Below are 19,448 nucleotides of genomic sequence, written 5' to 3' on the forward strand. Positions count from 1 at the left end.
AAGGAGAACGCAAATTAAGGGGTCATAAACTAGGGGACGCAAACCAAGGGGCCAGGTCTAAATTTCTACACAAACTAAGGCGGCAGGGGATCCTTGGGATCCCAAACAGGGAATATGAAGGAAACTTGAATGCGTGATCCTGCAGGTAATATGACGAGTTACGCGGAATTTTTCGAACATTACGATCGCCATATGGGTTGGCGCAAAGAAAAGTTCGCCACGCTCACATTGGAGCGGCAGATCTGGTATAGCTACGAGCAGATGGGCTTGTCCCAAAAGATGGTGTTGCACCGATATGGCAGAGGTGATCGCCTTGACGAGATTCAGTCGACAGTTCGGTCGCATACGAGTTTATTGATAGGCGACGCAGAATTTTTGCGAACGAACGCGGAAGAAGGAATGAATCAGGTGTATCCCATTGATGGCACCTGGCGGGGCAATATCTCGTTTGCTGGTTTGGCATTGCTGCTTGTAGAGGCGCCGGAATATCCTGAGCTATTGCGTAAAATAATTGACATCGACTTGCAGCGACGTGCTTATCTGACTGATATCCTTTTTAAAGCATTCATCCCGAACTATTCGCTGGCCAGCAAATACAGAATTGATAAATATTCTGCGGTATGGATGGACCCGATCCAGCGCTCGCTCGCATTGCCTGCCGGTGAGCGTGCCCAGGCACTCGCCACGCACATGAAGAACTGGTGCCGGATTATGCGCCCTTGGGGATGGAAGCCCAACCTCAAGCCGGTGTACGGCGGTGACAATCTGTTCTGTGATTTTGCTTTTGAAGTCGCTTTGGCGGTATGTGCCTACGACATCGACGACAGTGCCTTCAACGATCATCCATATTATCCGCGCGACCTGGTCGAACATTACCGCACGAAGATTCGCCACAACCGCGATGCCTGGCGCCCGCATGGGGCTGGCGCTGGCGTGCCGATTGTCACGCCGCCCCTTCCGAAGAGGGTGGACCTGTCCAGGTCGAAACGCAAGACCTTTGCACGATGGGTGGAACTGGTTTGCGACGGCGATATGGATGCCACTGAATCTGTGCTGGAAACGATCGGCAAACCGCGCAAGGTTGAGGATATCGACGAATTGATGGCGGCATTGGCCGCATCGAGCCAGGCGATTCAGTCTGACGTGAAGGATGACGCCACGACGCTGCTCCAGGCCGGGCGAATTGCCGAGCAACGCGCACTGGGTGATTTTGACGGACCGCCAGGTCCACCATTCGGCCCGGCTCGTTGCAGGGCGGGCTTGCTGGCGTTTGCAGATTGGCTGCAGCCGAGAGGTTACCGCCTGGTCGATCTCGACAACGACGATGACGCCTGGCATGCCGTCGTGGTCAAGGCCGAGTACCACACCGAATTCATTGAACTGAGCAATAGCTTGAAAATACGCGCGCGTGAACCTGACGCCGTCTACAACAACTAACCACGAAAAGAACGTACATGTTGGATAGTTCAAGAATCCACGTCGCGACCGCATCCTGATGTGCGACAGTGCAGACCCGTCGGCAACTGGTAGGAACTACAGTCACACCAACAACTGTAGTTCACTACCGGCTCAAATCAAAAATCAATCTGCGCCGACACCCTGAACGTCCTCGGCGCCCCTGGCAGCAAATACCCACCCAGCGACTGCGTCACGTCGCGCCAGTAGAATTTGTCGAACGCATTGTCCATCCGCGCCCGGATGATCGTGTTCAGACCACCCGCGCGTAGCAGGTACGATGCGCCAAACCCGGCCACGTGGTACCCCGGCACCTTGACGCGATTGGCCGGATCGAACACTTTGTTGCCCGAATACTGCCACTGCGCGTCCAGCTTGAGCCCCGCCACTTGCGGCACTTCGTACTCGATCCACGCAGACGTGCGCAGTTCCGGCACATTGGTCACGCGCTTGCCTTCGGTGCTGGCGTCGCCCGTGTCCTTCTGGTCCGTATCGAGCGCCATCAGCGACAGGTTATAGTTCAGGCCGGGCAGGGCGCGGCCCTGGGCCGACAGCTCGACGCCGCGGTGCGTCTGCTCGCCCGCGCGCACGAAGACGTTGGCGGAATTCGTGTACTCGAGGCCCTGGGTGATTTCAAACACGGCGCCCGACAGCGCCAGCTGCTCGTTCACATTGCGCTTGACGCCAAATTCGAATTGCTTCGAGCGGCTTGGCGAGAGCACCGTGTTCTGGTTGACCGTCTCCATCGGTGCGATGCCGCCGTATTGCAGGCCGTGGCTGATCGAGCCGTAGACGCGCCAGTCAGGCGCCGGTGCATACACGAGCGCCACGTTCGGCAGCGCGAACGAGTCTTTTGATTTCACGCGCGCCTGGTCGATTTCTTCCAGCGCGTCGAGCTTGAGCTGGACGTAACGCACGCCGGCGTGCAGCGTCCAGTCCGGTGACAGGGTCAGGATGTCCTGCACGAACAGCGAACGCTCTTCGGTTGCGCGGCGTTCCATCACGGGGCCGGTCACGCGGCTGCTGTCCACCGGCGGCACGATCTGGTTCTGCCAGATATTGCTCGAGCCGACGTAGTCGTAGACGTATTCGCCGAAGCTGTCGTGGCGTTCGGCGTAAGCGCTGCCGATCGTCAACGCGTGGCGCACGGCGCCCGTGTCGAAGCGGCCCTGCAGCATCGCTTGCGCGCCCCACGGCGTCTTGCGCTCGCCGGTGCTCTGGAAGTCATACACATCATAGTCGCCGTTCGAGCAGTAGCCCGGATAGTAGCCGTCGCCCTCGTTGCTGCAGCCGTACGGGAAGGCGGTGAAGTCGTCGCGCTTGAACCAGTGCTTGTTGGCGTTGACGGTCGCGGTCCAGGTGTCGCTGATGCGGTACTCGAAGCGCAGGCCAAGGTTGCTGCTGTCGGTGTCGACGGGGCGCGTCCACGGCTGGTCGTTGAGCAGCGTTTTCGCCGAGATCCCGGTGGGCAGGACTTCGTTGCGCAGCAGTTGGTAGCCGGGGGCGGTAACCTGCTCCTTGTGCTGGTGGTCGACGTCGATCTGGAACAGCGCGTCGGGCGAGATCTGCCAGTCGAAGGCGGCCGAGATGAACTGGCGCTTGCCGTCAGCGCCGCGCACATACGATTTCAGGTCTTCGGCAGCGGCATTGATGCGGTAGCCGAAACGGCGGTCGGCGAAGCGTCCGCCCAGGTCGACCGCGCCGTACACGGTGCCGCGTTCGCGCACTTCGACGGTGGCCGAGCGCAGCGGCGCATTGGTCGGGCGCTTGGTGACGAAGTTGAGCATGCCGCCGGGCGCCGCGACGCCGGCCTGCAGGCCGGCCAGGCCGCGCAGGAGTTCGATGCGCTCCTTGTTCTCGAGCGGGATCTGCGTGTCGCCCGAGATCGCGATCATGTCCTTGCGATAGCTGGTCGCGTTGTCGAGCGTGAAGCCGCGCACCGAGAACTGCTCCGCGTAGCCGATGGCGTTGTAGGCGTCGCCGATCGACGCGTCGTAGCGGCTCGCATCGCTGACGCTGCGGATCGACAGATCCTGCATCTGGCCCTGGCCGATCGAGGTAATCGACGCCGGCGCGTCGAGCAGCTGCGTTTCGGCGAAACCGCCGACGCTGGCGCGGTCAAGCGCGATCCATTTGCTGCTGGTGACGACGACCGAGGGGATGGTGTCCTGCGCAAATGCAGCAGGCGTGACAACGAAGGCCTGCACGATGGCGCAGGCAAGGACTGGGTGCTTCAGAGTGAAGGTCATGGTGTGCTCGTGTTTGCGCGCCACGAGGGCGCGCCGCTTAAATTCAAGCCGGAGCCAACGTGGGGGAAGGGCAAACGAACGGGAGGGCTGCTTTGCGCTTTCCTTCGCTGGCATTATCCAGATCAGGTACGAAGGGTATGTCTCACCCGGAACAACGTTCCAGGACCCCTAGCGAAGGCGCGAGTGTAGCACGGCGCTTGACGGCCGTGGTGAATCTGGCAAGCGTCGTGAAGCTTCAGGCTTGTGCGGTAGTGGGCGCTCTGGTCGCGGCGGCAGTCGTGGGAACCGACGCCATGCAGCGCAGCAGCGCGCTGTGGGCGGCTTCGGCAATCGCGCGCCATTGTTCGCGGCGCTGGGCGGCGCGCTTGCGGTGCTTCGATGGCATGTCGGCCAGTGGCTTGAGGTAGAACGGCAGCGTGATCTGGTAGTGGCGCGCATCGTGTTCGGCGCCGCCGAGAATCCGCCAGAAGCCATCGTAGCCGCTCTCGAAGGTCGCGTGCTGGTCTGCCCGGTACGCCGGGTGCGCGGTGGCGCGCAGCGCGAGCACGCGGTCGATGCCCAGCGCCTGCGCCGCGCCCTGCAGGGCGGCGAACGCGAAGAAGCTGGGCGAGTTGTTCGGGAAGGCGCGCTCGAACGCATCGAAGGCCGGACCGGCATTGCGCCACAGGCCCGCGTTGTGGGTCACCAGCGGCACGCTCGCCACTGGAAGCGCGAGTTGCGCGCCGTCGGTCCAGGTCCAGGACAGGCGATGCAACACCGCATCATTGGCGAGCAGCGTCAAGGTCAACCCATTCTGCGAATCGTCGCGCTGCGCCGTGCGCAGTTGCAGCGCAAAGCGCCCATGCTCGCTATCGTGCTGCCACAAGATCAGGCCGGCACTGCCATGCACCGCATCCCGGTACGTCCGGTTGAAGGTCGTCTCCTCGAAGCGGCCGTGGGAATCGAGGGACTGGTGCGCGCGCCAGTGGCGCAGGGCGTGCCAGCGTTGGGTCAATCGCGCGATGATCATGGGCGCTCCATTGGACAGAAAGTGACGGGCGAACTTTATTAAATTAGTTCCTCAGTGCAATTATGTTCCCGATTGCCAACGTGTGCTTGGAGAAAGTGTAATGATTCGTCAGGAACCAACACGATTCGGGGCAGTGGCCCTGCTGACGGGGTTCAGTGCCCGAAAGGGCGTTGCTCAATAGCCACAATCGGTCCATGTCTGTGGCGCGCCACGCCTGTCGGGTTACGTTGACCGCCGCGAATACCCGCTTGCTATCGGGAGCAGGTCATAATGGCGGCACTTATTTATCAGCACGAAAGAACATCCATGACGCACAACCAGCCGCCGGAAGGCGCCCTCGCGCAGGGCCCTGTGACCGGGAACGAATCTGTGAATGACACGCAATCCCGCAGCATGCACCGCACGGCGTCCAGTCGCGTCGTCGGCCAGGCATCGCGCGCTGCGACCGCCAAGACGGCCAAGGGCAAGGACAAGGACAGCACGGGCATTCCGCAAAGGCCGAACGCCAGCCAGGTTTCGGCGTGGAAGAAAGAAAACAAGGCCTCGATTGCAGAAACGGCGAAGCATTTCAACCTGCCGCCAACGATCGCCAAACGGTGGTGCGCCGTCGCCTGAAAGACAGGGAAGGTGCGCACGGCCGGCGTACCGTGCTTCCCGGCCTTCCGGATCGGTCTACCATGACTTTTCTCCATCAACAGGAAAAGCAATCATGGTGCAACCCTACGAACTGTTTTACTGGCCGTCGATCCAGGGCCGCGGCGAATTCGTACGACTGGCGCTGGAAGAAGCGGGCGCCGATTACGTCGACGTGGCGCGCCGCGATGGCGGCGTCGATCTGCTGATGGCCGCGCTCGAAGTCGGCGACCATCCTTCCTTTGCCCCGCCGTTCCTGAAAGCCGGTGAACAGACCATCGGCCAGGTGGCCAACATTCTGCTGTACCTGGGTGAACAGCATGGCCTGGCGCCACGCACAGAACCTGGCCGGCTCTGGGTCCACCAGCTGCAACTGACGATCGCCGACTTGGTCACCGAGGCGCACGACACGCATCACCCGATCGCCTCGATGCTGTATTACGAAGACCAGAAGCCCGAAGCCAAGCGCCGCGCGGCCGATTTCGTCGAGACGCGCATCCCCAAGTTCATGGCCTATTTTGCGCGGCTGCTGGCCAATCCCGAGCCGCGCGACTACCTGCTGGGCGAGCGCGTGAGCTACGCCGACCTGTCGCTGTTCCAGGTCATCGAGGGCTTGCGCTATGCATTCCCCAACGCGATGAAGAAGGTCGAGCAGGAGCATCCCGAGCTCACCGGCCTGCGCGACCGGGTAGCGGCGCGGCCAAGGATTGCGGCCTACCTGGCATCGCCGCGCCGCATCCCGTTCAACCAGGACGGCATCTTCCGTCGCTATCCCGAGCTGGACGCGTAAGCAGGTCAGTGCAACGCGACCGTCGCGGTGGTCATGCCTTTTGCAGGCACGCCGTCGCGGCGATCGAGCCAGCCGGCCAGTGTCGTGAGCAGCAGTGCGCCCACGACCACCAGCGCATCGATCCACGGCGTGGCCATCAGGCCGAGGTGCGCGACAATCAGGCCACCGCCCCATGCGCCCAGCGCGATGCCGACATTGAAGGCAGCGATGTTCAAGCCGGACGCCACATCGACCGCCTGCGGCGCATCGCGTTCGGCGCGCCGCACCACATACACCTGCAGGCCCGGCACGTTGCCGAAAGCGACTGCGCCCCAGGCCAGGACCGTCATCAACACCAGCGGTTTGCTGGGCGCCGTGAAGGCCAGCACGAACAGCACCAGCGCCAGCAGCGCAAACACGATCTGCAGTGCGCGCACCGGCCCGAGGCGATCGGCCAGCTTGCCGCCCCAGATATTCCCGGCTGCGACCGAGACCCCATACACCAGCATCACGAGGCTGACGGTCGACGCGGCGAAGCCGGACACTTGCTGCAGGATCGGCGCCAGGTAGGTGAAGGCGATGAAGCTGCCGCCGTAGCCGAGCGTCGTGATCGCATATACCAGGAGCAGGCGCGGCTTCCTCAGCACCGCCAGTTGCGTCAACAGCGGCGCCGGCTTGCTGCCGGCAATATCGGAAGGCACCAGGATGGCGCTGCCGATAACGGCAATCACGCCCAGCAGCGACACCGCGAGGAACGTCGCCTGCCAGCCGAAGTGCTGGCCGATGAAGGTCCCGAGCGGCACGCCGGTGACCAGTGCCACGGTCAGGCCGGTGAACATCAGCGCGATCGCACTAGCCGCTTTTTCCTTCGGCACCAGGCTCGTGGCGATGGTCGAGCCGATCGAGAAGAACACGCCGTGCGCGAGGCCTGTGAGCACGCGCGCGGCCATCAGCGCCGTGTAGTCCGGCGCCATCCAGGCCACCAGATTCCCGATCGTAAACAGCACCATCAGGCCAAGCAGCAGTTGCTTGCGCGGCACGCGGCCCGTCATGGCCGTGAGCAGGGGCGCGCCGATGGCCACGCCCAGCGCGTACAGGCTGACCAGAAGGCCCGCCGAGGGTACCGACACCTGCAGGCTGGCGGCGATGGTGGGGATCAGGCCGACGATGACGAATTCAGTCGTCCCGATGGCGAAAGCGCTCAATGCGAGTGCCCATAGTGCGAGTGGCATGGTGTTCTTTCTCAGAGATGGCAGGCGTGCAGTGTGCCGCCTTTGCCAGCCCGAAAAAACAGGTCCGGCTACAATGGACTTTTGATTCGGAGTCATCAATGATCGACGTGGATGCGCTGATTGTGTTTTCGGCAGTCATGGATGCGGGCTCTTTTTCGCGCGCTGCCGAGCGTCTGGGACAGACGCCGTCGGGCGTCTCGCGCACGATCTCGCGCCTTGAGGGCAGCCTGGGCATGACGCTGATCCAGCGCACGACGCGGCGCCTGCAACTGACCGAGGAGGGCGCCTGGCTGCTGGGCCGGGCGCGGACGATCCTGGCCGACCTGGCCAACACCGAGGCCGAAGCGGCGGCGCGCCGCTCACAGCCGGCGGGCCTGGTGCGCGTGAATGCCGCCACGCCGGCGCTGGGCCACCTGCTCGCGCCGCTGGTCGCCGAGTTTCTGGATGCGTATCCGCTGATCGCGCTGGAACTGGTCAGCGGCGAAACCTATGTCGACCTGATCGAAGAGCGGGCCGACCTGGCAATCCGCATCGGCGCGCTTCCCGATTCGACGCTCAATGCGCGCCGCCTGGGCGCGGCGCGGCTGCGCGTGCTGGCCTCACCTGCCTATCTCGAGCGCCATGGCGCCCCGCCTGACACTGCGGCGCTGGCGAGGCATCGCACGCTGGGCTTCACGGCGCCGGCGTTGTTGAATACCTGGCCGCTGCGTCATGGTGGCGGCGAAGGCTGGACGATCACGCCGCAGGTGGTGGCGTCGAGCGGCGAGACGCTGCGGCAGCTGGCGCTGCATGGCGCGGGGATTGCATCGCTGTCGGATTTTCTGACGCGCGCGGATGTCGCGGCGGGGCGGCTGGTGCCGGTGCTGGAACAACACACCCTGCCGTGGACACAGCCCGTGTGGGCCGTGTTCTACAAGCAGGGTGCATTGGCGCCGCGGGTGGCGGCGCTGGTGGACTTCCTCGCCCACAGGCTGGGCGAGGTGCTGGAACGCTAGGTCAGAACGCGTAGGTGGCGCGGCCGTAGATATAGCGGCCCGACCGACCGAACGGCGCATACGTCGAGAATGGCGTGTTGCCGGTGGTGTTGAGCGACGGCGGCAGCGTCTCTGGATACTGGTCGAACACGTTGTCCGCGCCCAGCGCCAGGGTCAGCTTCGGCGTGACCGCCATGCGGCCTTCCAGGTCGACCGTGGTCCTGGCGCCCATCTCGAAGTCGAATGCCGCCGTGGTGCCTGGCGAGAGCACTTCGCCGTAGCGCGTGGCGCGCAGCGTCGCGCCCCACTGGCCCAGCTTCCAGTTCACGTTGGCGCTGACCTTGTTCTTCGGTTGGCCTTTTTCAAGCGACAGCACGTTGAGGCGATCGAACAGCACCGGCGCCGGGCTCAGGTTCGAGAGCTGCTCGGTCGTCGGCGTCTTGGTCACCTTGGTATCGGTGAAGTTGGCGGCCAGCGTAAAGTCCAGCTTGCCCGCATCGCCGGCGTTGTACGGCATGCTCAGCACGATGTCGACGCCCTTGGTGGTGGTGTCGACGCCGTTGATGAAGAAGCGCCCGCCGCCCACGCCGATGAAGCCCTGGCTGGCGATGTAGTTGCGAACGTTCGTCTGCGTCAGGTTTTCGGACAGGATGATGCGGTCGTCGATGTCGATGCGGTAGGCGTCGACCGTCAGACTCACGGCGCCGAACCGCATCACGGCGCCGAGCGACGCATTGATCGATTTCTCGGCGTCGAGCGGCTTGGCGCCCAGCGCGACGGCGACCGGATCGTCCGGGCGGAACGTGGTGATTTCGAACGGCACGCCGTTGATGAAGTTGGTCGAGGTCGCGGTGAAGTTCTGCTGCTGCGGAGAGGGCGCGCGGAAGCCGTTCTGGATCGCGCCGCGCACGGCGAAGTTCGGGTTGAAGTCGTAGCGCAGCGCGAGCTTGCCGGCCAGGCTGTTGCCGAAGTCCGAATAGCGCTCGCCGCGCACGGCCACCGATGCCAGCAGCTCGGGCGTGACATTCGCTTCCAGGTCGATGAAGGCGCCAATCGCGTTACGGTGCGCATCGACTTCGTTCGATGGCCGGAAGCCCGGAAACACCTGGGCGCCCGGCGCCGTCGGCGTACCGTTCGGCAGCAGCGCGCCGCCAAAGCTGTACGACTGCTCTTCGCCGGCAAACAGCTCATAGCCTTCGCGGCGCGCTTCGATACCCACGGCCACGTTCAGCGGCGACGAGAACGACGCCATCTCGACGCTGCGCACACCGGTCAGGTTCAGCACCGCCTGGTCGTACGAATAGCCGCCTGCGTAGAACGCCGTCTTGCTGGTCGGCCCGAGGGAGCGGTTCAGCGTGTTCTCGATGGTGTATTCCATCTTGTTCTTGCCGTAGCCGAGCGAGGCGTCCATGTCCCATGCGCCGGCAACCCAGGTCACGCCGCCGGTGGCCGAGAAGTCTTTCACGGTGGGCGAAATCAATGGCAGGAAGCCGTCCGGGTAGATCGACTGGATGTTGCGCGCATCCTGCGGGATGCGGGCATAGCCGGCCGACGTGGCATCGCGGTCCTGGTAGCTCGCCCAGCCGTACACCTTGACGCCGCCGCCCATGTCGTTGCCCGCATTGGCAAACAGCGTGGACTGCTTCATGTCGGGCTCACCCGTCCACGCATTGAAACGGTTGATCGTGTTCTCGCGCGGATCGAACGCGCCGTTGACCAGCGCGTACTGCTGGCGCATGTCGTAGCCGGCACGCTCGGTGCGGTTCTGGTCGCGGAATTCGCCGGCGATCGTCAGGTACCCAGTCTCGCCCAGCGCCAGGCCTTTCCAGATGCTGACCGTGGCGGTCTGGCCATCGGTGCGCTTGCGCGAGGCCGGCGCGGTCCAGGTGCCGCCGGCCGGTGGCGCTGCGTTGTACAGATCGTATTCGGTCTTGTTGGCGCCGTAGTTGACGGTCGCCTCACCGCCCGTGCGGTCGGTGCGCAGGCGCATGTTGACGACGCCCGAGATCGCGTCCGAGCCATACTGGGCCGCGGCGCCGTCACGCAGCACCTCGACCGATTTGACGATGGCGGTGGGGATGGTGTTCAGGTCGACCGCTGCCGAACCGCGGCCAATCGAGCCGTTGACGTTCACCAGCGACGACGCATGGCGGCGCTTGGAATTCACCAGTACCAGGGTCTGGTCAGGCGACATGCCGCGCAGCGTGGCAGGGCGGATGGTGTCGGTGCCGTCGGTCAGCGCCGGGCGCGGGAAGTTCAGCGAAGGCAGGGCCATCGACAGTGCCTGGGTCAGTTCGGTACTGCCCGAGTTCTTGAGGGTCTCGGCCGAGATCACGTCGACAGGTGCGGTGGTATCGAGCACGGTGCGGTTGGCCACCCGTGTACCGGTGACGACCACGGTCGCAGACGCTGCGGTGGTTTCGGCTTGCGGCGCCTCCTGGGCGTGGGCAAAGCCTGCGCACAGCGCGGCAATGGCAAGGGCAACTGCTGTCTTTTCGGTCTTGGCTCTCTGCATGATGCTGATCCTTTGATATTCGAACGCGGGTGTTCCACTGGGAAGGGCGAGGCCGGGACCTCCATTCCATACTGCTCAGCGCTTGCCATGGTGTCAATTCGTGCTAATCGCGAATGACGTAATTACAACAGTTGCCGAATGTCAGGTTCGTGTAAGGGCAAAGGCGCACGCGCGGACCGGTCTTTTTTTTTCATGCCGGCCCCGTGTATATTCGATAGCGCGGCAGGTTCCGCCAACCAGAAACCAACCACCAGAGACGATGACAGCCCTGTTCCCGAATTTCCGCGCCCTGCAAGTCGAGGTCAACCCGACCGTCACCATCAACGCCATCGTCGGTGGTTCCGGCCCGCCGCTCCTGCTGCTGCACGGCCACCCGCAAACGCACGCCATCTGGCACCGCGTCGCACCGCGCCTGGCCGAGCACTTCACGGTCGTGGCCTGCGACCTGCGCGGCTACGGCGATTCGTCCAGACCGCAGGGCGCGCCGGACCATGCCAACTACAGCAAGCGCGCAATGGCGGCCGACATGGTGGCGGTGATGCAGTCACTGGGATTTGCCACCTTCCGCGTGCTGGCCCACGATCGCGGCGCGCGCGTGGCGCACCGGATGGCGCAGGACCATCCGCAGGCCGTCGAGCGGATGGCGCTGCTGGACATCGCGCCCACGCTGGCGATGTACGAGCAGACGTCGGACACCTTTGCGCGCGCCTACTGGCACTGGTTCTTCCTGATCCAGCCGGCGCCGCTGCCCGAGCGCCTGATCGAGGCCGACCCGGCTGCGTACGTGCGCGATGTGATGGGCAAGCGCAGCGCGGGCCTGGCGCCTTTCGATCCACGCGCGCTGGCCGAATACCAGCGCTGCCTGGCATTGCCGGGCGCCGCGCATGGCATCTGCGAAGACTACCGCGCTGCGGCGACGATCGACCTCGAGCACGATCGGGTGGACCGCGATGCCGGACGCCGTTTGGCGCTGCCGCTGATGGTGCTGTGGGGCGAGCAGGGCGTGGTCGGACGCTGCTTTGATCCGCTCGCGGAGTGGCAACGGGTGGCGGCTGATGTGCAGGGCGGGGCGCTGCCGTGCGGGCACTACATTGCCGAGGAAGCGCCGGATATGCTGCTGGAACGGGTGTTGCCGTTTCTGGTGCAAGGCTGAATCGGAAAACTAATAGCATAAGGCGACAATGGCCGATATTTATGCAATAGTAACCCGCATCAACTGTGGGGCGGAATGGCTTATCGGTTTACAGGACGAACTTGAGCGATCGCCCCAGTAATACTCAATTGCGATGGCACGGCGGAAAGAATATTTGCTGTCAACTTGGCTAGAAACCAAAGCTTATACAGTACGCTCCTCAGTGTATTCAGTAGATAGGGGCTTTTCCGAGGACCGCAGTAAACAGGCCGTGGAATGCTCGAAAAACAGCCTGAATAGTTCTCCCTCTGAATTTATCTCCAATCCACTTTATTCAGAGCTTCACATGGCTCCAAACCACTTCGCTCCAGCCTGGGCAAATCCGACACCTTCTTCGTGTCACATCGGCCACGAGCAGGCAGAGGAGGCGAGACTGTTTGGTCCTACTGCTCGGCTTGACAGCCGGCATGCGCGTAACCGAGCTTGCGCAGATCGAAGTTCAAGACGTGCTGTTCCGGCCCGGCGCGCGTCGGGACGAAATCAGCCTTCGCGTAGCGATCACGAAAGGGGGCCGACAGCGTTGCATCTACCTCATCCACGTAAAGGCCATCGAGGTGCTTAATCGATACCTGGAATATCCGAATGGCGCGCCGTCTACGCACGACGAGTGAGCTAGGCCGCTACCGGGCCTTAGAGAAGGCGAGCAAACTCATCCTTACGCACAGCGGGGGCAAGTTCCACCTCAATACCAAGCGCCGCGTGATCTGGGCCGGCGAGCCTGTCGACTACCTTGCTTGCGAAAGCCTGCAGTCTCACATCACAAAGCTGTACCGCGACGCTGCATACGGGGCGGCTCGTCACACAGCGGCCGCCGTACGATGAGATCACGGTTGATCCAATAGGGCGAATAAGTCGAAACAGTCCAGTTGCTGCTTTGGCACGCCGAGCTTGATCAGGTTTGTCCGTACCTGCAAGTGTCGCAGAAAAAGCTCGAAAAGATGTTCGCCACAGTTCACTAGCTAGCCAAGTCAAAAAAACACACCCAAAAGACAACAACTGCAGGGCATTGTTATGGTTGTCATGTTTTATTCCATCAATGCTTATCGACTTATTAAGCGTTAGCTTATAATATTGCAAATACGAAACTCGTGTTGTCGCACGATCAAATCCCGTCAGCGATGCGCATTTGTGCTACGCACACCGCTGCACCCATGTACAAACCAAGGATAAATCAATGACTACCAGAACCGTAACATGTTCTTCATGTGGGAAGAATCAACAGGTACCTGCAGATTTAATTGCTGCGCACTGCATGTACTGTGGCCAGACTGTTACCATTCAGGGCTTGACGCAAGTATCAATGGGCCCGGCTCTCGAGAACCTACTGGGTATGGCACGTACGGCTGAATCGTCTAATAACGTTGACGAAGCGGTAGCGTATTACAACCGGGTACTTGAAATGAATCCTAACCTGGCCGAAGCATGGATCGGCAAAGGGCGCGCCGCGGGCTTTCAGTCAACATTGGCACATTTGCGAATTAACGAAAGTGTTGTGGCGTTCAATCATGCGATCGCCAACACACCAGTCCAGCAGCGTGATCATGTGATCGACACATGTGTAGCTGAAACAAATGGGCTGGTGGCGACTATTTACGGCATGTCTGTAGATCAGGCTCACCAGTTCGCCGCCGTTGACGGGCAATGGGCCGACCATATCGGCCGTGTGACGCAACTGCTTCAGGCTTTAGAAACCGTACGGGCTTGGAGACCTGATGATAAAAATACGCTTGAGAATATTGTTACCTTATGTTCGCAGTTAATTGAAGGTGTGCAATATGTTGGTTTTGACCAAGTTCCCAAAGCAAATTTTCTTGTTCCTCAGTTTGAGCAAGAGATTCGTGACCAAATGCTGTCTGTGGCGAACCGTCTAGCGGAGCTTAACCCGGACTTTGTAATACCGAATCCGGTAGCTAAAAAGCCGGCATCTGCGTGCTTTGTGGTCGCCGCGGCCATGGGAAGCGAAGATCACCCGACGGTGGAGACACTTCGCCAATTCCGCGATCGTTGGCTGAACAAGCGGAGCTTGGGACGTGGTTTCATTTCGTTCTATTATCGCCGGGCTCCAGCTGCCGCTGATTACATCCGACATAGAAAACTCGCGAGGGCTGTAGCCTACGCCATTCTAGTGGCCCCAGCTGCTGCCGTTGCCCGCGTTATTCTGAGCAGTATTCGACGTTGACAAACGTATTGTCCGAATTCGAAGCGTTGAAACGTCGCATAGGTAAGGCAGCAGCATGCTTTAGGGCCTCGGTGACGTCACCGGATGTCAACAGAAACCCTTTGGTTTTGGTGGCACCTTCATTGCTTGATGAAGAATAGGGAAAAACACATGGCCGATATTTATCTCTAGAATGTTGTTGACGAAAACGGAAAGACCTAGACCATTCATGCAGAGCGTACCGAGTCGCCGTTTAAAGGGCACGAGTTCGACGCTTATTGGAGCCGAGCTCTGGACGGGACGGATTGGGCCGTATCTGATGTTGAAACGGGTGCTTTGGTTATGACCGGGGACACAAATATGAATGGATACTCCCCTGCAAAAAGAGCACGTTCAGAAGTAGAATTTTCTACTTAAGAAAGAGAAAGTTCTACATGAAGACGTCCCTGCTTTACTGACAGCCAGATCATTACCATCCTCAAGCAGGCCGAAGCCTGCAACCCGGTACAGGAGCTATGTCGAGAACATGGCATCAGCAATGCCACGTTCTACAAGTGGCGCACCAAGTTCGGTGGTATGGAAGCGTCACCGATGGCACGCATGAAGGAGCTGGAGGAGGAAAACCATCGCCTCAAGAAGATGTATGCAGAGGAGCGTCTCAAGGCTGAAATTGTCACCGAGGCCCTCACAAAAAAATGGTGGCGCCATTTCAGCGGCCGGAGATGGCGCAGTGGCCGTTGCCCAACGGTGAGCCACAATCAGCTTGGCTTGCCAGGCGTCCGGAATCAGCCAGACCTGCTACCGAAACAAAGCCAAGCTGGACGCGGAAAACAACGTGCGAGAGCAGAAGGAACCGATCAAGGTATACAACTGAGCCACGGTCGCTAGTGAAATTGGGATGTCCTACGAGTTTATTCAGAAGTTGGCTATTCGATCGAATGTGGTAACAACGGCGTCACGGAAACGGCGCTTGGCGGTGTAAGCGATTGACCGCGGCGCTCAAGAATCTCTTACCACCAAGAAAAGCTAGCCGACGGCGCCAGTGAACGTGATGGTCGCGCACACGCCGCGACCATGCTCGCCTGCCTCCAGCGAAATCGTGCCGCCGTTCCTTGCAGCGCCCCGTTCGGCAATCGCCAGCCCCAGCCCCGAACCCAGCTGCTCCTGCCCCGGCACCCGGTAGAACCGCTCGAATACCTTGTCGCGCAAATCCGGCGCAATCCCCGGCCCCCCGTCGCAGATCGCCAGCCGGTAGCCGTGAGCAGCACGCGTCAGGTGCACGGTGATGCGGCCATCCGTCGGTGAATACTTGATTGCGTTGCTGATCAGGTTATCGACCGCCGACGCCATGCTTTCCAGATGCAGCGGCAGCACGCCGCCGGCGTCCGGGGCAGCGTCGAATTCGATCTCGATATTGCGTTGCACCGCCAGGTGCGCTGCCGTTGCCACGCGCTCACGAACGAAATCGGCCACGTTCGTCAGCGGACACGCCTGCGCCACCTGCGGTTCGGCCCGTGCGCGTTCGAGCGCCAGCAACTGGTGCACCGTGTGCGTGGCGCGCGCGACGCCGCTGCGCAGGCCGGCCGCCGGCTCCGCGCAGCGCTCGGCCATCTCGGCGCCGGCGCGGCTCATCAAGACGTGGGCGTTGATCTGGATGGCCGCCAGTGGCGTCTTGAGTTCGTGCGCGGCGTCGGTCAGGAACTCGTGTTCGTGCTCGATGCGTTGGGAGAGGCGATGCATCAGGCCGTTGATCGCCACCACCAGCGGCGAGAGTTCCTTGTACTTCGAGTCGGGCAGCGGCGTCAGGTCGGCATCCGTGCGCTGGGCGATGCTCGACGCGATCGAGCGCAGCGGCCGCAGGCCAATGCCGACGATCAGCCATGCCGGGATCAACAGCAGCGGCAGGCTGAAGAAGGTCGACGACAGTAAAAAGCTCACGCCCCAGATGGTCAGCATCCACTCGTCGTCGACTTCGTGACGGCGCTCGACGACGATGCGGTTGGCCGCGTCATGCGCTGTCCAGCGTACCCAGCCGTAGGCGCCGCGCGCGGCCACCTCGGGCAGCACGTCCGGCAGTTCCGGCATCGAGTTGTAAAGCAGGCGGCCATCGAGCCAGACGCGCACGCGCACGCGCGAGTGGTAATCGAGCTCCCTGAACATGCGCTCGCGGTTCACCTCGATCGCAGCGAGGGCTGGCAGCATGCGCTCGGGCCGCGCGCCGGAGTCCACCAGGTGCGACAGGATGTTGAGCGTGTGCGCCTTGTTTTCGCTGAAGGTGCGCGTGCGCTGCGTGACCTTGGCTTCGTAGAACATCCACAGCACGCCGATGATCGCGACGCTGACGATTACGCCGGCAAAGCTGAACATCAGGCGCCGGAACAGCGAGGACTGCCTAAACGTCACGCTGCACCATGTAGCCGACGCCGCGCACGGTGCGGATCACGCCTTCGCCCACTTTCTTGCGCAGGTTGAAGATGTGTACGTCGAGCGTCTGGCTCTGGCCTTCGCCGGAGGGCAGGGCGCGCCGTTCGAGTTCGACGCGCGTGAGCACGCGGTTGGCCTGCTTCATCAAGGTAAGCAGCAGCGCGAATTCGGTTTTTGACAGCGTGACGCTCTGGCCGGCGCGCGTGACGAGCATGCGGTTTTCGTCCAGTTCGATGTCGCCCGCCACCCACAGGTTTTCTTCGAGTGCACCGTGGCTGCGGCGCACGATCGCGCGCAGGCGCACCAGCAGTTCGGGAATCTCGAAGGGCTTGATCAGGTAATCGTCGGCGCCCAGGTCGAACCCCTTCAGGCGGTCCTGCAGGCTGTCGCGCGCGCTGATGATCAGGACCGGCAGGCGCACGCCTTCATCGCGCAGCGCGCGCAGCACGTCGGTGCCGTCGCCATCGGGCAGGCCCAGGTCGAGCACCACGGCGTCGAACGATTCGCTGCGCATGCGCGCGGCCGCGCCCTGGGCCAGGCGCAGCCAGACTGCCGTGTGGCCTTCGTCCTGGAACACCGACAAGAGTGCCTGGCCGATCGCCAGATCGTCTTCGATCATCAGAATTTTCATGCCGGAAGTGTAGCAGTGCGCTGCGCTTCGGGCGTCGCAGCGAATCTTCAGATTCGCTTTAGCCATACGTTGACCGCGCATCCCCGATGCCAGACTATCCGGGGCGACCGCTTTCAGGTTGAAAATGCAACAGAAAACAAGACGAGACAGGAGACGAAGGATGCGTACCAGTTTATTGAAGATGAGCCTCGTGGCGCTGGGCATGGTGATCAGTACCGGCGCGTTCGCCGCTGAAGATCTGATGGCCACCGTCGAGTCGCCCGGCAAGGTGCTCAAGGTGTCGTTGCAGGTTGCCCCGGACGGGCGCCTGTCGTACCAGGTCGAGCGCAATGGCCAGCCGGTCATCGCCCCGTCGCGCCTGGGCTTCGTGCTGGCCAGCGACAAGCCGCTCGATGCCGGCTTCGCGATGGAGCGTCACCTGGTTACGGCCCATGACAGCACCTGGGAGCAGCCGTGGGGCGAGCGCCGCACGGTGCGCAATCACTACAGCCAGCTGCGCGTGGACGTCCACCAGAAGAAGGATGGCCGTCGCCTTGCCATCGTGTTTCGCGTGTTCGACGATGGCGTGGGCTTTCGCTACGAATTCCCGAAGCAGGCCAATAACCGCGCCGTGCACATCGCTGACGAGCTGACCGAATTCGTGGTGGCGCAGCCAGCCACCGCCTGGTGGCAGCAGGCCGGTGAAGTCTGGGCGCTGGAATACCCGATCCAGAAGACGCCACTGCGCGAAGTGGGCATGGCTAACACGCCGATGACGGTGCGCATGGAAAACGGCACGCACATCGCCTTCCACGAAGCAGCACTGGTCGACTACGCGTCGATGTGGCTGCGCCGGGTCGAAGGCCAGCGCCTGCGCGCGCACCTGACCCCGTCCGCCAATGGCGCGCCGGTCGTGCGCACCGGCAGCTTCACGACGCCATGGCGCACGATGCAGATCGCGGGTGATGCGGCGGGCCTGTACATGTCCGACCTCGTGCTGAACCTGAACGAGCCGAACAAACTGGGCGACGTTTCGTGGGTCAAGCCATCGAAGTACGTCGGCGTCTGGTGGGACATGCACCTCGAAACCAAAACCTGGGCCGCGGGCGACCGGCTCGGCGCGACGACCGAGTACACGAAGCGCTACATCGACTTCGCTGCGAAGAACGGCTTCCGTGGCGTGCTGGTCGAAGGCTGGAATCCGGGCTGGGACAGCGACTGGGCCGGCAACGGTGCGGACATGGACTTCACCCGTTCCACCCCGCGCTTCGACCTGCCGGCACTGGCAGCGTATGGCAAGCAGAAGGGAGTGCACCTGATCGGTCACCACGAGACCGGCGGCAATATCGCACACTACGAGAAGCAGCTGGATGCCGCGCTGCGCCTGTATGCAAAGAACGGCGTGGACAGCATCAAGACCGGCTACGTGACCGATGGCGGCGCGGCGCAGTTCATGGGCAAGAATGGCAAGGTCCATTTCGGCTATACGGACTCGCAAGAGGGCGTGCGTCACTATCAGAAGGTGGTCGAGGATGCGGCGCGCTACAAGATCGCGATCAACACGCACGAGCCGGTGAAGGACACGGGCCTGCGCCGCACCTATCCGAACTGGATCTCGCGTGAAGGTGCGCGCGGCGTGGAATACAACGCCTGGGGCAATCCGGTCAACAGCGTCGAGCATGAGGCCAATCTGGTGTTCACCCGCATGCTCAGCGGTCCGCTTGACTATACGCCGGGCATCCTGAGTCTGGAGGGCAAGGACAAGAAGCCGTTCAACTCGACCCAGGCCAAGCAGCTGGCCAACTTCGTCGTGATCTATTCGCCGGTGGTGATGGCGGCCGATCTGATCGAGCACTACGACCGCTATCCGGGCGCGTTCAAGTTCATCCGCGACGTGCCGACCGACTGGGACGATACGCGCGTGCTGCATGGCGCTGTCGGTGAATACGCCACCATCGCGCGCAAGGACCGCAACTCGAGCGCCTGGTACGTCGGCTCGGTCACCGATGGCAATGCGCGCACGCTCGATCTGCCGTTGTCGTTCCTCGATGCTGGCAAATCGTATGTGGCCGAAATCTACCGCGATGGCGACAAGGCGGATTACCGCAGCGAACGGCGCTTCGACCTGGTGATCGAGAAGCGCAATGTGAAGAGCACCGACACCATCAAGATGGTGCTGGCGCCGGGCGGCGGGCAGGCGATCCGGCTGGTGCCGGCCGGCTGACCGA

General features: G+C 62.2%; 13 protein-coding genes, 2 pseudogenes and 1 riboswitch. Of the genes and pseudogenes, 9 read left to right on the plus strand and 6 right to left on the minus strand.

Annotated features, from left to right (window positions below; all coding sequences use genetic code 11):
• Positions 1 to 399 precede the first annotated feature (399 nt).
• Entirely contained in the window at positions 400 to 1,437 is a 1,038-nt protein-coding gene (locus IFU00_06665; protein ID MBD8541968.1) for a DUF1911 domain-containing protein, read from the plus strand.
• A 137-nt stretch (positions 1,438 to 1,574) separates the two neighbouring features.
• On the opposite strand, the gene IFU00_06670 is transcribed toward IFU00_06665, so the two are convergent.
• Together IFU00_06670 and IFU00_06675 are read right to left on the minus strand one after the other, a co-directional pair.
• Positions 1,575 to 3,704 carry a TonB-dependent siderophore receptor gene (locus IFU00_06670; protein MBD8541969.1) on the minus strand — a complete coding sequence of 710 codons (2,130 nt, stop codon included), beginning with the start codon at positions 3,702 to 3,704 and terminating at the stop codon, positions 1,575 to 1,577.
• 82 nt (positions 3,705 to 3,786) lie between these two features.
• A riboswitch (TPP riboswitch) is annotated at positions 3,787 to 3,884 on the minus strand.
• Between the two features lie 55 nt (positions 3,885 to 3,939).
• Positions 3,940 to 4,713: a DUF535 family protein gene (locus IFU00_06675; GenBank protein ID MBD8541970.1), complete on the minus strand. Its 774-nt coding sequence runs from the start codon at positions 4,711 to 4,713 to the stop codon at positions 3,940 to 3,942.
• A 270-nt stretch (positions 4,714 to 4,983) separates the two neighbouring features.
• On the opposite strand from IFU00_06675, the gene IFU00_06680 reads away from it, so the two are divergent.
• A complete protein-coding gene (locus tag IFU00_06680) occupies positions 4,984 to 5,328 on the plus strand; it encodes a hypothetical protein (GenBank protein ID MBD8541971.1) in 345 nt (114 codons plus the stop codon).
• 94 nt (positions 5,329 to 5,422) lie between these two features.
• Positions 5,423 to 6,136 carry a glutathione S-transferase gene (locus tag IFU00_06685; GenBank protein MBD8541972.1) on the plus strand — a complete coding sequence of 238 codons (714 nt, stop codon included), beginning with the start codon at positions 5,423 to 5,425 and terminating at the stop codon, positions 6,134 to 6,136.
• A 5-nt stretch (positions 6,137 to 6,141) separates the two neighbouring features.
• Here IFU00_06685 and IFU00_06690 read toward each other — a convergent pair whose 3' ends face one another.
• Complete coding sequence (locus IFU00_06690; protein MBD8541973.1) at positions 6,142 to 7,347, minus strand: MFS transporter; 1,206 nt, start codon at positions 7,345 to 7,347, stop codon at positions 6,142 to 6,144.
• 98 nt (positions 7,348 to 7,445) lie between these two features.
• Here IFU00_06690 and IFU00_06695 point away from each other — a divergent pair, with 98 nt between their 5' ends.
• Positions 7,446 to 8,342 carry a LysR family transcriptional regulator gene (locus tag IFU00_06695; protein ID MBD8541974.1) on the plus strand — a complete coding sequence of 299 codons (897 nt, stop codon included), beginning with the start codon at positions 7,446 to 7,448 and terminating at the stop codon, positions 8,340 to 8,342.
• Between the two features lies 1 nt (position 8,343).
• On the opposite strand, the gene IFU00_06700 is transcribed toward IFU00_06695, so the two are convergent.
• A complete protein-coding gene (locus tag IFU00_06700) occupies positions 8,344 to 10,836 on the minus strand; it encodes a TonB-dependent receptor (protein MBD8541975.1) in 2,493 nt (830 codons plus the stop codon).
• 259 nt (positions 10,837 to 11,095) lie between these two features.
• Between IFU00_06700 and IFU00_06705 the strand changes: the two genes are divergently transcribed.
• The 4 genes and pseudogenes from IFU00_06705 to IFU00_06720 all read left to right on the plus strand — a co-directional run bounded on the left by IFU00_06705 (position 11,096) and on the right by IFU00_06720 (position 14,934).
• Positions 11,096 to 11,989, plus strand: coding sequence for an alpha/beta hydrolase (locus IFU00_06705; protein ID MBD8541976.1), 894 nt, complete (start codon positions 11,096 to 11,098; stop codon positions 11,987 to 11,989).
• Between the two features lie 311 nt (positions 11,990 to 12,300).
• Positions 12,301 to 12,987 (plus strand): annotated as a pseudogene (locus tag IFU00_06710) (site-specific integrase).
• A gap of 215 nt (positions 12,988 to 13,202) precedes the next feature.
• A complete protein-coding gene (locus IFU00_06715; GenBank protein MBD8541977.1) occupies positions 13,203 to 14,207 on the plus strand; it encodes a tetratricopeptide repeat protein in 1,005 nt (334 codons plus the stop codon).
• A gap of 444 nt (positions 14,208 to 14,651) precedes the next feature.
• Positions 14,652 to 14,934, plus strand: a pseudogene (locus tag IFU00_06720) (transposase).
• Between the two features lie 278 nt (positions 14,935 to 15,212).
• Here IFU00_06720 and IFU00_06725 read toward each other — a convergent pair.
• Both IFU00_06725 and IFU00_06730 read right to left on the minus strand, forming a co-directional pair.
• Entirely contained in the window at positions 15,213 to 16,553 is a 1,341-nt protein-coding gene (locus IFU00_06725; protein ID MBD8541978.1) for a two-component sensor histidine kinase, read from the minus strand.
• A gap of 25 nt (positions 16,554 to 16,578) precedes the next feature.
• A complete protein-coding gene (locus IFU00_06730; GenBank protein MBD8541979.1) occupies positions 16,579 to 17,241 on the minus strand; it encodes a response regulator transcription factor in 663 nt (220 codons plus the stop codon).
• Positions 17,242 to 17,401: 160 nt separating this feature from the next.
• On the opposite strand from IFU00_06730, the gene IFU00_06735 reads away from it, so the two are divergent.
• Entirely contained in the window at positions 17,402 to 19,444 is a 2,043-nt protein-coding gene (locus IFU00_06735) for a glycoside hydrolase family 97 protein (protein ID MBD8541980.1), read from the plus strand.
• The last annotated feature ends 4 nt before the right edge of the window (positions 19,445 to 19,448 follow it).

Origin of the sequence: Oxalobacteraceae sp. CFBP 8761 (assembly GCA_014841595.1) — a bacterium.
Taxonomy (GTDB): Bacteria; Pseudomonadota; Gammaproteobacteria; order Burkholderiales; family Burkholderiaceae_D; genus Telluria.

Bases quoted from the DNA above. Each gene is read 5' to 3' on its own strand.
- IFU00_06665 (MBD8541968.1), top strand. From the start codon at position 400: ATGAATCAGGTGTATCCCATTGATGGCACCTGGCGGGGCAATATCTCG.
- IFU00_06670 (MBD8541969.1), bottom strand. From the start codon at position 3,704: ATGACCTTCACTCTGAAGCACCCAGTCCTTGCCTGCGCCATCGTGCAG.
- IFU00_06675 (MBD8541970.1), bottom strand. From the start codon at position 4,713: ATGATCATCGCGCGATTGACCCAACGCTGGCACGCCCTGCGCCACTGG.
- IFU00_06680 (MBD8541971.1), top strand. From the start codon at position 4,984: ATGGCGGCACTTATTTATCAGCACGAAAGAACATCCATGACGCACAAC.
- IFU00_06685 (MBD8541972.1), top strand. From the start codon at position 5,423: ATGGTGCAACCCTACGAACTGTTTTACTGGCCGTCGATCCAGGGCCGC.
- IFU00_06690 (MBD8541973.1), bottom strand. From the start codon at position 7,347: ATGCCACTCGCACTATGGGCACTCGCATTGAGCGCTTTCGCCATCGGG.
- IFU00_06695 (MBD8541974.1), top strand. From the start codon at position 7,446: ATGATCGACGTGGATGCGCTGATTGTGTTTTCGGCAGTCATGGATGCG.
- IFU00_06700 (MBD8541975.1), bottom strand. From the start codon at position 10,836: ATGCAGAGAGCCAAGACCGAAAAGACAGCAGTTGCCCTTGCCATTGCC.
- IFU00_06705 (MBD8541976.1), top strand. From the start codon at position 11,096: ATGACAGCCCTGTTCCCGAATTTCCGCGCCCTGCAAGTCGAGGTCAAC.
- IFU00_06715 (MBD8541977.1), top strand. From the start codon at position 13,203: ATGACTACCAGAACCGTAACATGTTCTTCATGTGGGAAGAATCAACAG.
- IFU00_06725 (MBD8541978.1), bottom strand. From the start codon at position 16,553: ATGTTCAGCTTTGCCGGCGTAATCGTCAGCGTCGCGATCATCGGCGTG.
- IFU00_06730 (MBD8541979.1), bottom strand. From the start codon at position 17,241: ATGAAAATTCTGATGATCGAAGACGATCTGGCGATCGGCCAGGCACTC.
- IFU00_06735 (MBD8541980.1), top strand. From the start codon at position 17,402: ATGCGTACCAGTTTATTGAAGATGAGCCTCGTGGCGCTGGGCATGGTG.